At 70.5% G+C, this 12994-nt stretch carries 12 protein-coding genes; 7 read left to right on the forward strand and 5 right to left on the reverse strand.

What is annotated here, in order from left to right; genetic code table 11:
* From ADL29_RS18280 to ADL29_RS18295, 4 genes are read right to left on the reverse strand one after another with little or no spacing between them, the layout of a single operon-like run.
* Positions 1 to 312, reverse strand: a complete 312-nt coding sequence (locus tag ADL29_RS18280) for a DUF1490 family protein (RefSeq protein WP_053924707.1) — start codon at positions 310 to 312, stop codon at positions 1 to 3.
* 29 nt (positions 313 to 341) lie between these two features.
* The gene (locus tag ADL29_RS18285; protein WP_053924708.1) at positions 342 to 1268 is read right to left on the reverse strand and encodes a metal ABC transporter permease; all 927 of its coding nucleotides are present in this window, start codon (positions 1266 to 1268) and stop codon (positions 342 to 344) included.
* A complete protein-coding gene (locus ADL29_RS18290) occupies positions 1265 to 2155 on the reverse strand; it encodes a metal ABC transporter ATP-binding protein (protein ID WP_053924709.1) in 891 nt (296 codons plus the stop codon). The genes ADL29_RS18285 and ADL29_RS18290 overlap by 4 nt, the downstream gene beginning before the upstream one ends.
* Positions 2155 to 3096, reverse strand: a complete 942-nt coding sequence (locus ADL29_RS18295; protein ID WP_053924710.1) for a metal ABC transporter solute-binding protein, Zn/Mn family — start codon at positions 3094 to 3096, stop codon at positions 2155 to 2157. Before ADL29_RS18295 ends, ADL29_RS18290 begins: the two co-directional genes overlap by 1 nt.
* A 185-nt stretch (positions 3097 to 3281) precedes the next feature.
* On the opposite strand from ADL29_RS18295, the gene ADL29_RS46030 reads away from it, so the two are divergent.
* From ADL29_RS46030 to ADL29_RS18325, 7 genes are all read left to right on the forward strand, one after another.
* Positions 3282 to 3407, forward strand: a complete 126-nt coding sequence (locus ADL29_RS46030) for a hypothetical protein (protein ID WP_281181880.1) — start codon at positions 3282 to 3284, stop codon at positions 3405 to 3407.
* Between the two features lie 47 nt (positions 3408 to 3454).
* The gene (locus ADL29_RS18300) at positions 3455 to 3847 is read left to right on the forward strand and encodes an SCO5389 family protein (protein WP_053924711.1); all 393 of its coding nucleotides are present in this window, start codon (positions 3455 to 3457) and stop codon (positions 3845 to 3847) included.
* A gap of 99 nt (positions 3848 to 3946) precedes the next feature.
* On the forward strand, positions 3947 to 5041 hold the full coding sequence (locus ADL29_RS18305) for a cation diffusion facilitator family transporter (protein ID WP_053924712.1): 1095 nt from the start codon (positions 3947 to 3949) through the stop codon (positions 5039 to 5041).
* A gap of 92 nt (positions 5042 to 5133) precedes the next feature.
* The gene (locus ADL29_RS18310; RefSeq protein ID WP_053924713.1) at positions 5134 to 6720 is read left to right on the forward strand and encodes an ABC transporter substrate-binding protein; all 1587 of its coding nucleotides are present in this window, start codon (positions 5134 to 5136) and stop codon (positions 6718 to 6720) included.
* Positions 6717 to 7703 (forward strand): ABC transporter permease, encoded by a 987-nt coding sequence (locus ADL29_RS18315; RefSeq protein ID WP_053924714.1) that lies wholly within the window; start codon positions 6717 to 6719, stop codon positions 7701 to 7703. Before ADL29_RS18310 ends, ADL29_RS18315 begins: the two co-directional genes overlap by 4 nt.
* On the forward strand, positions 7700 to 10312 hold the full coding sequence (locus ADL29_RS18320; RefSeq protein ID WP_245689490.1) for an ABC transporter ATP-binding protein/permease: 2613 nt from the start codon (positions 7700 to 7702) through the stop codon (positions 10310 to 10312). The genes ADL29_RS18315 and ADL29_RS18320 overlap by 4 nt, the downstream gene beginning before the upstream one ends.
* 103 nt (positions 10313 to 10415) lie before the next feature.
* Complete coding sequence (locus tag ADL29_RS18325; protein WP_053924715.1) at positions 10416 to 11192, forward strand: thioesterase II family protein; 777 nt, start codon at positions 10416 to 10418, stop codon at positions 11190 to 11192.
* Between the two features lie 108 nt (positions 11193 to 11300).
* Here ADL29_RS18325 and ADL29_RS18330 read toward each other — a convergent pair whose 3' ends face one another.
* Positions 11301 to 12923, reverse strand: a complete 1623-nt coding sequence (locus ADL29_RS18330; RefSeq protein ID WP_078971092.1) for an MFS transporter — start codon at positions 12921 to 12923, stop codon at positions 11301 to 11303.
* Positions 12924 to 12994: the final 71 nt, after the last annotated feature.

A 12994-nucleotide genomic window follows, 5' to 3' on the forward strand; every position in this document is an offset into this window, starting at 1 on the left:
TTAGTGCTCGTGGTCGTGCTCGTGGCCCTCAGTCGCAACCGCAGAGGGTGGCGGAACCTCTTCGCCCAGTGACGTACGGGCCTCGGCGAGAACGTCACCGGCCTTGAGCCGGGCCTCTTCCGCGGCCGACGCCAGCCAACGCCCAGCCACGATTCCACCGGCCAGGCCCCCGACAACCGCCTTGCGTGCGGCAGGCTTTGCTTCAGGGAGGCGCTTGGCTGCACCTTTGATGATCAGGGCGCCCACCACTCCGGAGATCGCGTAGTGCGCGAGGCGCCCAGCTGCTGCGCCGGCGAGCGCGACGGGATGCATGAGATCTCCTTCCGTCAAAACCGCTCCCTTCAAGTGTGCGTCTGTACGGGGTCGCCGGGCGAACCGAGTGCGATCCGCCCGACCTGCTTCGTGCGCAGCGTCTCCACCAGCCGGCACCCGAGGTAGATCACGAACGCGATGGTGGTGACATACGGGCTGATGGGAATGGTGCTGCCGAGCGCGAGCAGAGTCCCACCTTCCATCGCACACAGCGCAAAGACCACGCTCAGCACAGGCAGCAACACGGGGGACGCAGTGATCCGGGCCGCCGCAGCCGCTGGCGTGACCAGCAGCGCAAGCACCAGCAACGCCCCCACGATCTGCACGCACAGCGCCACCGCCAGGCCCAGCAGCAGCATGAAGACCAAGGACAGCGCCCGAATCGGCACTCCGCGGGCCTCGGCCACCTCCGGATCGACACCGGCGAAGGTCAGCGGCTTCCACACGACGGCAAGCGCGATGAGCACCACCACGGATGTGCCGATGAGCCAGGCCATCTGCGGCGTGTCGACAGCGATGATCTGGCCGGTCAGGATGCCGAATTTGTTCGCCGCGCGCCCCTTGTAGAGGGACAGGAACAGCACCCCGAGCCCGAGCCCGAACGGCATGATGATGCCGATCACCGAATTGCGGTCGCGAGCGCGGACACCCAGAACGCCGATCGCTGCCGCCGCCAGCAGGGATCCCACGATGGACCCGGCCACGATGTTCACTCCAAGCAGCAGCGCCGCCGAGGCCCCGGCGAACGACAACTCGCTGATGCCGTGCACCGCGAACGGCAGATCCCGCATGATCACGAATACTCCGACCAGCCCGCCGACCAAGCCGAGCAGCGCACCGGCGAGCAGCGAATTCTGGACCAGTGCGAGCAGTTCGCCGTAGTGGTCGAAGTTGAAGATCTGATGCCAGATGCCGCCGTCTCCCCCGCCATCGGCGACCAGCCCAAGCCCGATCACTGGCTCTCTCCCTCCTCCGGCGCATCGGCGTGCGGGTGGTCAGGGCCAGCGTCGGGGGCCCCGACCACGACAATCCGGCCCCCGATGCGAATGACGTCGACGTGCGTGCCGTACAGCTCCGAGAGGGCCGCGGAGGTCATGACTTCGTCCGGGGGCCCTATCCGGAATCCGCCCCCGGCCAGGTAGAGGATGCGGTCCACCAGGCCCAGGACGGGGTTGATCTCGTGCGTCACGAAGACGACCGCGGTCTCGGCGGCGCGGAGCCGACGTTCCACCAAGGTGACGACCGTGCGCTGATGCTGTAGATCGAGCGAGAGCAGGGGCTCGTCGCACAGCAAGATCCGCGGGTCGGTCGCCAGCGCCTGGGCGATGCGGACCCGCTGTCGCTCGCCGCCGGACAGCCGTCCGACCGGAACATCCGCGTAGCACGTCGCGCCGACCGAGGCCAGGAGGTCGTCCACGCGGCGGCGCACCGCGGGCCGGGTCAGCGGCAGGCCCCAGAGATGCCCGTCCAGGCCGAGGCGCACCAGGTCACGGGCGCGGAGCATGGTGTGGGCAGGCAGTGAGGTCTGCTGCGGGATGTACCCGATGTGCCGGCCGCCACGACGCGGCGCGTGTCCGAGGACGGTCAGCGATCCCTCGGTGAGCTGCTGCCGGCCGAGCAGCACCCGCAGCAGGCTGGTCTTGCCCGACCCGTTCGGCCCGAGTACGGCGAGGAGTTCTCCCGGCTGTACGTCGAGGTCCAGGCCGCGCCACAGGACCCGGTCGCCGTAGGCCAGAGTGCCACTGCGCATACTGATCACGGGTCCGGCCGCCGGGCTCTCCCTGCCCCGCCCGGCGGTTCCGCTCGGCTCGGGAGACGGCGCTACGGCCTCGGTTCGGTCCATCACGTATCCAGTGCGTGCTTCAGTGCTGCGACATTCGCCTTCATCCAGCCGATGTAGTCCTCACCCGGGGGGAGCGTCTCGGTCACCGGGACCACCGGGATCCCGTGCTCCTCGGCCGCCTTCTTGACCTGCTCCGTCTCGGGGCTGGAGGTCTGCTGGTTGTAGATCAGCGCCTGGACGTGGTTGCCGGTGTACAGGGCGAGCGTCTGACGCAGGCTGCGCGGGGAGACGTCGCTACCCTCCTCGACGGCCTGGCTGAAGTCGGCGGGCGTCTTGTTGCGCAGCCCGCTCGCCTCGGTCAGATACAGCGGTACGGGCTCGGTGACTGCCACGGGCGCGCCGCTGTGGGCCGCCCTGATCTGCTGTTCCTTGTTTTCCAGCGTGGTCAGCCGTTCCTTGAACGTCTTTGCGTGTTGCCGGAAGGTGTCGGCGTCGGCGGGCGCGGCCTTGGCCAGGGCGGCGGCGATCCGGTCGGCCAGCTTCCGCATCGTCGGGAAGTCGTACCAGACGTGCTCGTTGAGGTCCGTGCCTTCCTTGGCTGCCTTCCCCGAGACCTGTACGGCGTCAATGACCGTGGGCGAGGAGTTCTTCGAGCCGTCCAGCATCCGGCCGATGAAGTCGTCGTAGCCGCCGCCGTTCTCGATGACGACCTTCGCTTTGGACAGCTCCAGCCGGTTCTGTGTGCTGGCCTCGTAAGAGTGCGGGTCCTGCGCCGGGTCGCTGATGATCGAGACGACCTTGACTCTGTCGCCGCCGATCTGACGGGCGATGTTCCCGTACACGTTTGTCGAGGCGACGACCGGTACGACGGGCGAGGAGGCGCCGCTCCGGGAGCTGCCGGGCGCAACCCCATTCGTGGTGTTGCCGCACCCGCATACCAGCGCCAGCACCACACCCATACCCGTGAGCGAAGCCCGGCCGCGGATCGAGGACGCCCGCATCGCGGCCTCCCGAGCGAAGAGAAACCGAAACGGTTATCGCTTCATTATCAGCCCGCCCCCAGCCCCCCTCCACTGGAGCGCCAGGGACAAGAGGGCCAGGGCGACACATGATCCAGCGCCGCGTGGACATGACTTTCATTTCCATTTAATCTCTGGCGTAAGCGCTCCAGCGAGCACCACCGGGGGTGATCAGCCGTGAGCACAAGGCCACCGGCCAGGATCTGGCCGCCCAGATCGACCCCGGATTCGAGCACGGCCCGGCGGCCCTGCTCGACGTCGGCGCCACGCCCTCCGCACCATCCGCCGCCTGACCATTCGGACCAACCGCCACACCCATCCGTACGAGAGGACACCAACGATGCCTCTGAACGTTTCCCCGCAGCTCCTGGGCCAAGCAGAGCGGGGCAAGATCCGCGAAGAGGACTCCGTGGCCACCGTCCGCGAGTCCCTGGCCTACGCCTACGACCCCATCGCTGACCTGAGCGAGGAACTCCGGGCAGGCGACGCCGAGTTCGTCGACAACTTCACCCCGCCGCCCTCGGAGGCCGAGCGCGGACAGCTGCTGCGTGCCCTCGCCAGCAACGCAATCCGCGGGAGCCTGGAGCGGCACTTCAACATCTCGCTGGCCTTCATGAACTGCCACCGGGTCGCCGCCTTCCGGCCCGAGGCACACGGCAGCGAGGCCCACACCAGGTTCACCTCTGAGCGCGCCCAGATCCTCAACCAGTCCCCCGGGCTCCGCGACTGCTGACCTCACCATCTCCGTAACGGCGGGAGCCGCACCCCTCGCCGCCGACGGCCTCATCCGGCGTCGCACCGCCATCACCTCGGCTCGACGAAAGGCGATCACGTGAGCGATCAGCGGGACCATGCGCAGGGGCACGGACATCAGCACGACGAGCAGGCTCACCACCATCCCCATCACGACCACGACCACCAGCCCTCCGGCCGGGCGGCGCGATGGGCGCATCGACTCAGTCATCCCACCCGGCCCCACTCGCACGCATCCGCTGACAAGATCGACCGTGCGCTGGAGTCCTCGGCACAGGGCATGCGCGCCCTGTGGATCTCCCTTGCCGCGCTGGGGGCCACGGCCCTCGTCCAGGGTTTCGTTTTCACCCTGTCCGGATCCGTGGCACTGCTGGGCGACACGGTCCACAATGCCGCCGACGCGCTGACCGCCGTCCCCCTCGCGGTGGCCTTCGCACTCGGTCGCCGGGTGGCGACCCGTAGGTTCACTTACGGCTACGGGCGTTCCGAGGATGTGGCCGGCATTGCCATCGTGCTCACCATTGCCGGCTCCGCCGCGTTCGCCGCCTGGTCCGCGGTCGACCGGCTGCTCGATCCGCGCCCGGTGCACTCCCTTCTCGCGGTCGCCGCGGCAGCCGTGGTGGGCTTCCTGGGAAACGAGTGGGTGGCCAGATACCGCATCCGCGTCGGACGTGAGATCGGCTCGGCCGCCCTGATCGCCGACGGGCTGCATGCCCGTACGGACGGTTTCACTTCCCTGGCCGTCCTCCTGGCAGCAGGGGGTGCGGCGTTGGGCTGGCAGCTCGCGGATCCCCTCGTGGGGCTCGCCATCACCGTCGCGATCCTGCTGGTCCTCCGTGACGCCGCCCGCGAGGTCTTCAGCCGCGTCATGGACGCCGTGAACCCGACGCTGGTCGACACGGCAGAGCAAGCACTGATGAAGGTCCCCGAGGTCAAGGACATCGGCGAGTTGCGGATGCGTTGGATCGGCCATCGACTGCGGGCCGAGGTCGCGGTGGTTGTCGACGGTGAGCTGAGCGTGCGGGCGGCGCATCAAGTCACGGTGGAAGCCGAGCACGCCTTGTTGCATGCCGTGCCCCGCCTGACCGCGGCCCTGGTCCACGCCGACCCGGCTCCCGCGGTGGGGACAGCGAATCCGCACCTTGCCCTCGCTCACCACACGCGAGTTTATTGAAAATCGTTTTCGTTTCCTTTAAGGTGCGTCAAAGACGCTGGGACCCCCCGCTCGCTCAGGCCCGTCTTCCATACGCCCCGAAAGAGGACGATGTGAACTTCGATCAGGTATCCCGCCGTTCAATCCTGCGGACGGTTGGCTCCGGGCTGGGTGTCGTACTCGGCGGCGGCTTGCTGGCCGCCTGCGGAGACGGATCGTCGGGACACACGCCGCTCGGCAGCAGCGCAACTCCGTCCGTCGCCCCGCGCCGCGGCGGAAAGCTCCGGGCGGCGTTCGCCGGGTCCAGCACCGAGTCGACGAGCGTGATCCGTGCGACCTCTAGCGCCGTGGACTACGTGCGCGCCCGGCTGGTCTGGGACACGCTCGGGGAGATCGAGAAGAGCAAGCCGGTGTGGCGTATCGCCGAGTCCGTCGAGCACAACGCGGACGCCACCCGGTGGACCGTGCGCGTACGGGACGGCATCACCTTCAGCGACGGCCGCAAACTCACCGCCGAAGACGTACTGTTCAGCCTCCGCACCCTGGCGTCCAACCCGACCGCGCAGAGCGGGCTGCTCGGCGGCTTCGACGCGAAGGCGTCGAAGGTGCGCGACCCGCGCACGGTCGAACTGCACCTGAAGGGGCCCGACGGCTTCTTCGACCTGGTGCTCGCCCAGTCCATATTCGTCTTCCCTGCCGGCACGAAAGACTTCGAGCGCGCTCTCGGCTCCGGGCCGTTCGTCCTGAAGAAGTGGTCGCGTGGCAGCAGCCTGCTCAAAGCGCGCAAGGACTACTGGGACGCGGACCACGGCGGCCCCTACCTCGACGCGGTCGAACTGTTCTCGGTGGCCGAGGCGGGCGCCCGCCTCAACGGCCTGAAGTCCGGTCAGTTCGACTATGCCGGTGCGATCTCCCTCAGCGCCGCCCGCGCCGAGAACAAGAACCCGAAGGTCCGCGTCCTCACCGCGCCCAAGGAGCTGTGGAGCGAGCTGTCGCTCAGCATGAACCTCGGCACCGAGCCGTTCACCGAGCCCGAGGCCGTACAGGCGGTGCGTTACGCGATCGACCGCGAGGCGCTGGTCCGTTCCGTCACCCTCGGCCAGGGCGAAGTCGCCGACGACGCGCTGGGCAGGCACCAGACCTGGTACGACAGCTCGCTGCCGCGCCGCGCCCACGATCCGGAGAAGGCCCGCCGGTTGCTCAAGAAGGCCAGGCTCGGCGAGGCGAAGCTGTCCGTGCGCACCAGCGATTACGAGTACGGGACGCTGGAGAGCGCCACCGCCTTCGTACAGCAGGCGAAGGCGGCCGGAATGGCGGTCGCGGTGGACAAGATCCCGGCCGCGGACTACTACAGCGACATCAAGAAGCTGCTCAGCACGCCGCTGCAGACGAATCTGTTCCACCCGATGCCGCTGCCGCTCTCGCTCTCGTTCTACTACGGGTCCCACGCCTCGTACCCGTTCACCGGGCCGTCGAACGACACCCTGGACGGTCTGCTGTCGGCGATGCATGCGGCCGTCGGGGACGGCAAGCGCAGCCGCACGGTCCATGACGTGCAGCACTATCTGTACGAGCACGGCGGGGACGCGGTCTTCGCCCGGATGCCCCCGCTCGCGGCGTCCACCCCGGCCGTCCACGGTGTCGAGGCCCGCGGCTTCTTCGACTATCCGTGTCTGCGCGACGCCTTCCTCCGCCCGTGACGGCCTCATCGACCCGGCGTAGCCACCGGTTCCACGCCTCCCTCTGGTGGCTGCGCCGTCTTCTCACCGCGGCCGGCACGCTGGTCGCCGCGTCGCTGCTGGTCTTCGTGGCAACCACATTGGCACCCGGCGACGCCGCCACGGCGCAGCTTGCCGGTCAGGCGAGTCCGGAGCGGATCGCGGAGCTGCGGCATGACATGGGCCTGGACCACCCGCCGTGGGAGCGTTACGGGCACTGGCTGTGGGGTGCCCTCCACGGCGACCTCGGCACCTCGTACGTCAACGGCGAGCCGGTCTCCCAGCTGATCGCCGCGCGGGCGGGCAACTCGCTGCTGCTCGGCGCCGTGGCCGCGGCGCTCCTCGTGCCGATCGCCATCAGCCTCGGCCTCTGGGCCGGGCTGCGCGCGGGCCGGGTGGTGGACCGGGCCGTGTCGACCTCGACGCTCACTCTGGTCAGCCTGCCGGAGTTCGTCACCGGCACTCTGCTGGTGCTGCTCTTCGCCGTCGGCCTGGGCTGGTTCCCGGCGGTGTCGGTGCCGTCCGCCGACGGGAGTGTGCTGAGTGAGCCTCAGGTCCTGGTGCTGCCCGTGATGACCCTGCTCTCGGTCTGCCTGGCCCAGAACGTACGGCTGGTGCGCTCCGGCGTCATCGCGGCGACCGCATCGGACGCCGCGCAGGCGGCCCGGTTGGGTGGCGTGCCGGAGCGCCGGGTGGTGCTCCGGTGGGTACTGCCGGCGGCGGTGGTGCCCGCCGTACCCGTACTGGCCCGGTATCTCTCCTATCTGCTCGGCGGAACGCTCGTCGCCGAGACGCTGTTCGGCTACCCCGGTCTGGCAGCCGCGCTGGTGAATGCCACCGCTGCCCGTGACGCACCCGTGGTGCTCGGAGTGACCGTGCTGGTTGCGGCCATGACCGTGGCCCTCAACGTGCTGGCGGATGCGCTCGCCGCCTCGCTCAACCCGGCCGCAAGGAATGGCACATGACTCTGGACAAGGTGGCCACGCAAGACCCGCAAGAGGTGGTGGCCCCCGTCGCCGTGCCGGGCGCCCCGCCGGAGGACCGGAAGTCCGTACGCCGACGGAGAAAGCCCCGGGCGGTGGTCGCGGCGAGCGTTCTCGCCGGCGCCGTGCTGCTGGCGCTGCTGGGTCCCCTGCTGGCACCCCATGGGACGGGCGAGGTACTCGACATGCCATATGCCCCGGCGGGTGGTGCGGCGTCGCTGGGGACCGATCACCTCGGTGCGGATGTGCTGAGCCGGTTCCTCGCGGGCGGCTGCTCGCTGGTGCTGCTCTCCGTCGCGGCACTCGCGGTCGCCTACGTCGCGGGGGCGGCAGCCGGAATGCTGGCCGCGCTGCGCGGGGGCCGCATCGACACGACAGTGCTGAGATGCGCGGACGTGCTGCTGAGCCTGCCCGCCTTCCTCCTGCTCAGCGTGACCGTGGTGGCGGTGGGGCGCGGAACGGCCGGTGTCGGGGCGGCCACGGTCGTGGTGCTGCTGCCCGAGATCGTGCGCGTGGTGCGCGCCGCCACTCTTCAGGCGCTCCAGCACGACTACGTCGAGGCGGCCCTGGCGCGCGGCGAGCGCACCGGGTACGTCCTGATGCGCGAGGTCCTCCCCAATCTGGCGCCGGTGCTCGCCACCGATGCCGGGGTGCGCTTCGTCGGCTCGGTCTTCATCGTCGCCACCGCCGGATTCCTCGGGTACGGGGCTCAACCGCCCGCTGCCGACTGGGGGTTGATGTTGCTGGAGAACCGGGACGGCCTCACTCTGCAGCCGCTCGCGGTCGCGGTGCCGGCGGCGGGGATCCTCCTCCTGCTGCTCGCCGCCAACGTGCTTCTGGATGCCATCTTTCCTGCCGCGCGCCGCCCGAGGAAGCGGAGAGGGAAGCCGTACCCCCTGTGCGCCGACACAGCAGAGGGCGTGAATGACGCTGTGCTGCGGTTGCGCGACCTCACCGTCGAGGCTCCCGCCGCCGGCCCCGGCGGTTCGCGCACCATCGTCGACGGCGTCGGCCTGGACCTGGTACCGGGCCGCATGCTCGCCCTGATCGGACCATCAGGTAGCGGCAAGACCACCGTGGGCCTGGCCGCCCTCGGCGAGCTGCGGCCGGGACTGGAGCTGTGCCGTGGTGACGTACGGCTTGCCGGGCGGCCCGTGTTCGGCCTGCCGCAAAGGGCGCTGAGGCGGCTGCGCAGCCGTCACGCGGGTTACGTTCCGCAGGACCCTCGCACCTCGCTCGCCCCGACGATGCGGGTCGCCGACCACATCGGCGAGTTCCTGCGCGCCCGATCGATCCGACGTCCGGAACGGCCGGAGCGGATCCGGGCGGCCCTGCGCAGGGTCCGGCTGCCGGACGACGACGAGTTCCTGCGCCGGCTGCCGCACCAGCTCTCCGGTGGGCAGCGCCAGCGCGTGGCTCTGGCCGCGGCACTCGCCCACGAGCCCGATCTGCTGGTGCTGGACGAACCCACCAGCGCTCTGGATCCGGCGACGGCGGCCGCTCTGCTGGCCGATGTGGGCGACCTGCGGCGCGACGGCGGACCGGCCGTCCTGCTGATCGCGCACGATCTGGCCCAAGTGGCGTCGATCGCCGATGAGGTCGCGGTGCTCGATGCGGGTCGTCTCGTCGAGCACGGTCCGGTGGCCGAGGTCCTGAAACGGCCGGCCAGCCCTGCCGCACGGGAGCTGGTCGGCGCGGCGCGGGCGGTTGCGCTGCCTTCGGCGCGCTTCACCGCTGGTTCCGAATCGCCAACGGAAACACCCACGGACGATGCGACCGGCGGCGCTCTGCCCGGCACGGCCCCCGTGCTGTGCCTGAGCGGGCTGGACGCAGGGCGCGACGGCCGTCCCGTGTTGCAGGGCATCGACCTGTCCGTCGAGCCCGGCGGCTGCCTGAGCGTGGTCGGCCCGTCGGGCGGCGGCAAGACCACCCTGCTGCGCTGCCTCACGGGGCTCCACTCCGAATGGACCGGCGACCTGCGGCTGGCGGGGGCCAAGGTGCCGCGGGGACTGCGCGGGCGATCGGGTGAGCAGCTGCGGCTGGTCCAGCTCGTCCCTCAGGACCCGCACGACTCGCTCAACCCGCGCCACACGGTGGGGCGGATCGTCGCCCGTCCGTTGCGCCGACATCGGCCCGATCTGGGTCCCGACGCCGTACGCCGAGAGGTGCACCGTCTGCTGGATCGGGTCGGGCTGACGGCGGACCATGCGGAGCGCGTGCCCGAGCAGTTGTCCGGCGGGCAGCGGCAACGGGTCGCGCTGGCAAGGGCGCTGGCCGTCGAGCCCGCGGTGCTGCTGTGCGACGAGGTCACCAGCGCGCTCGACGCACCGACCGCGGCCACGGTGGTCGCGCTGCTCGCCGAGTTGCGCCGGGAGACGGGCGTGGCGCTGGTCGTGGTCACCCACGATCTGTCCGTGCCTGCGCGCCTCGGCGGTCGGCTCGCCGTGCTCGCCGATGGCCGTATCCGCGAGAGCGGCCCGGCCCGCCGACTGCTCACCTCCCCCGCCGATCCGGTCACCGGAGAACTGCTCGCCGCCGTGCCTCGGTTGCCCGTGGTAGCCGGCTCCGTCCCCGCGGCCGGGGACCGATGAGCACGGTGACGCGTCTGCCCCTGCAACGCACCTGCCGCTCCCGCACCATCCGCCACGAACAACCGCACACCGCGTGTTCACATCATCGACAAGGAAACCCGTGATGCCTGCCGACCGCTGGTTGCGCCGTCCTCTGCCCCGCCCGCACGCCGGTCTGCGCCTGCTGTGCCTGCCGCACGCCGGTGGCTCGACCGGTCTCTACCGCACCTGGGCCGGGCTGCTGCCGCCGGAGGTGGAACTGCTGCTCGCCTGCCCGCCCGGCCGGGAGGACCGGCTCGACGACCTCTTCCCGGCGAACCTGCCCGGCCTGGTGGCCGGCCTCGCGGACGCGGTGGTGCCGCTTCTGGACCGGCCCTGGGCGGTCTTCGGGCACAGTATGGGCGCCACCGTCGCCCACGAACTCGTCCTGCACCTGCTGCGCCGTGGGCACCGCGCGCCCGTACATCTCTTCGCCTCCGCCCGTGAGGCGCCGCAGCACCACCACGGCGGCGCCCTGCACCTGCTGGACGACGACGCCCTGTGCGCCGAGCTCGTGCGCCTCGGCGGCACGGATCCCACGCTGCTCGCCATGCCCGAGTTCCGGCAGCTGGTGCTGCCCGCCATCCGGGGCGACTACCGGTTGATCGAGACGTACGAGGCCCGTCCCGTCGGGCTTCTGCCCTGTCCGGTGACGGCGCTCATCGGTGACCGGGACACCGAGCTGACGGCGCAGGAGGCCGACGGCTGGCACACCTGGACCACGGAGGCGTTCGAGCGGCTGAGCTTCCCCGGAGGGCACTTCTACCTCTCGGACCGGCCGCGTGAGGTGGTCGACGCGGTGCTGCACCGGCTCCGCTCGGCCACTCCTGCGCCCGCGAAGACCGGTCGCCGACCGGTGTGAGGACTGCCGCCGCCGGTCCAGTGCCAGCCGGCGGTGTGCAGACGACGGCCGCGGTCGAGAGCCAGTGGGGGCTCGTGACCGCGGCCGTCTCGTGCCGTTCGATCGTCGTCAGTCGGCGTCGGCGGCCGCCTCCGCGCGGTGGGCGTCGGTGTCGCGTACGAGTACGAGGCTTGCCAGGGCCGCCAGCGCACCGGCCACTCCGGCGATGAGGAAGATGGCGGACAGAGCCTCGGTGTAGGCGCCGCGGGCCAGGTCCAGTACCGGGCCGCGGGCCGCCGAGGGCACCGCCGCGCCGAGCGCGTCGAACTGGCCGGCGGTGACCAGTGCGCGCAGCGGCCCCGTACCGTCCGCCGGGACGGAGAGCCGGCCCAGCGCCTCCGCGGACATGGTGGCATCGACCTTGCCGCTCAGCACCACGCCGAACGCGGCGACACCCGTGGCGGTCCCCAGCGGGAAGAAGCTGTTGGCCGCGCCCGAGGCCGTACCGGCCCGGGAAGCGGGCACCACTCCCACGGCAAGGTCCAGGAGGTGCGGCAGCGTGAATCCGGCGCCGACACCGAGCAGGACCAGCATGGGCAGAACCGCCGTCCAGTCGTCGCCCGGTCCGATGCCGACGGCGAGGAACTGTCCGGTCGCGACCACGGCCATGCCGAGCGCGAGCACCTTGGACACCGACATCACCTTGGTCAACATGGCGCTGAGCGGGGCGGCGAGGACGAGCGCGATCGACTGCGCGAGCAGGATCAGTCCGATCTGGAATGGCGTGTGGCCCAGGATGCCGCCGAGCCAGAGAGTCAGGAAGGGCAGCATTCCGAAGCTGAAGATGCGGGCCGCGAAGCTCAGCAGCACGGCGCCGCTGAAGGTGGGGATGGCGAACAGCCGCAAGTCCAGCATCGCGTGCGACCCCAGCCGCCACTGCACGGCAACGAAGGCCGCGGCCAGCAGCCCGCCCGCGCCGAGCGCGAGCGTCACATCGGTCTGGGACCAGCCCTTCTCGGAGCCTGCCAGCAGCCCGTAGTTCAGCGCGAACAAGGCCAGTACGGCCAGCACCGCCCCCGCCCAGTCGATCTTCTGCTGGGCATCGGCGGCCGCGCTCTCGGGGACCTTACGGACCGCTGCGACCAGGATGAATATGCCGATCGGCACATTGACCGCGAAGAGGAACGGCCAGCTCAGCCACTCGACGATCACCCCGCCGACCAGCGGGCCGGTCGCCGCAGAAACGGCCCCACCGGCCGTGAACAGCGCGATCGCCGTTTTGCGCCGGCGGTCGGGCGCCCCTTCGTAGGCCCCCGCGATCAGCGCGAGCGAGGTGCCGAGCACCATGGCGCCGCCCGCGCCCTGGACGGCTCGGGCCGCGATCAGGGTCGCCGCGTTCGGGGCCAGCGCGCAGCCGGCCGAGGCCACCGTGAAGAGCCCCACGCCCGCAAGGAAGATCCGGCGGCGTCCGATCCGGTCCGAGACCGATCCCGCGGTCAGCAGCAGCGCCGCGAAGGTCAGCGTGTAGGCGTTGACGATCCACTGGAGGTTGTCGAGCGTGGCGTTGAGGCCGGCGCCGATCTGCGGCAGCGCCACATTGACGACCGTGATGTCGAGGGTCATCAACGCTGCCGCCAGCGAGGTCACCGCGGTCGTCCACCGCCTCCCGGCGTGAACCTCGGCCGGGACGGGCGCTTCGGTCTCGCCCTCTTGATCCTTGTGCCGCACGGCATCTGTCTCTGTATCAGTCATGCATACGAGACTAGATGAAAATGATTTTCAATGCTATTAATATCTGTGATGCGGCACCGACCGCGCCCCAG

The sequence above is a fragment of the Streptomyces chattanoogensis genome, from assembly GCF_001294335.1.
GTDB lineage: Bacteria > Actinomycetota > Actinomycetes > Streptomycetales > Streptomycetaceae > Streptomyces > Streptomyces chattanoogensis.

Bases quoted from the DNA above. Each gene is read 5' to 3' on its own strand.
- ADL29_RS18325 (WP_053924715.1), top strand. From the start codon at position 10,416: ATGCCTGCCGACCGCTGGTTGCGCCGTCCTCTGCCCCGCCCGCACGCC.
- ADL29_RS18330 (WP_078971092.1), bottom strand. From the start codon at position 12,923: ATGACTGATACAGAGACAGATGCCGTGCGGCACAAGGATCAAGAGGGC.
- ADL29_RS18280 (WP_053924707.1), bottom strand. From the start codon at position 312: ATGCATCCCGTCGCGCTCGCCGGCGCAGCAGCTGGGCGCCTCGCGCAC.
- ADL29_RS18320 (WP_245689490.1), top strand. From the start codon at position 7,700: ATGACTCTGGACAAGGTGGCCACGCAAGACCCGCAAGAGGTGGTGGCC.
- ADL29_RS18290 (WP_053924709.1), bottom strand. From the start codon at position 2,155: ATGGACCGAACCGAGGCCGTAGCGCCGTCTCCCGAGCCGAGCGGAACC.
- ADL29_RS18300 (WP_053924711.1), top strand. From the start codon at position 3,455: ATGCCTCTGAACGTTTCCCCGCAGCTCCTGGGCCAAGCAGAGCGGGGC.
- ADL29_RS18295 (WP_053924710.1), bottom strand. From the start codon at position 3,096: ATGCGGGCGTCCTCGATCCGCGGCCGGGCTTCGCTCACGGGTATGGGT.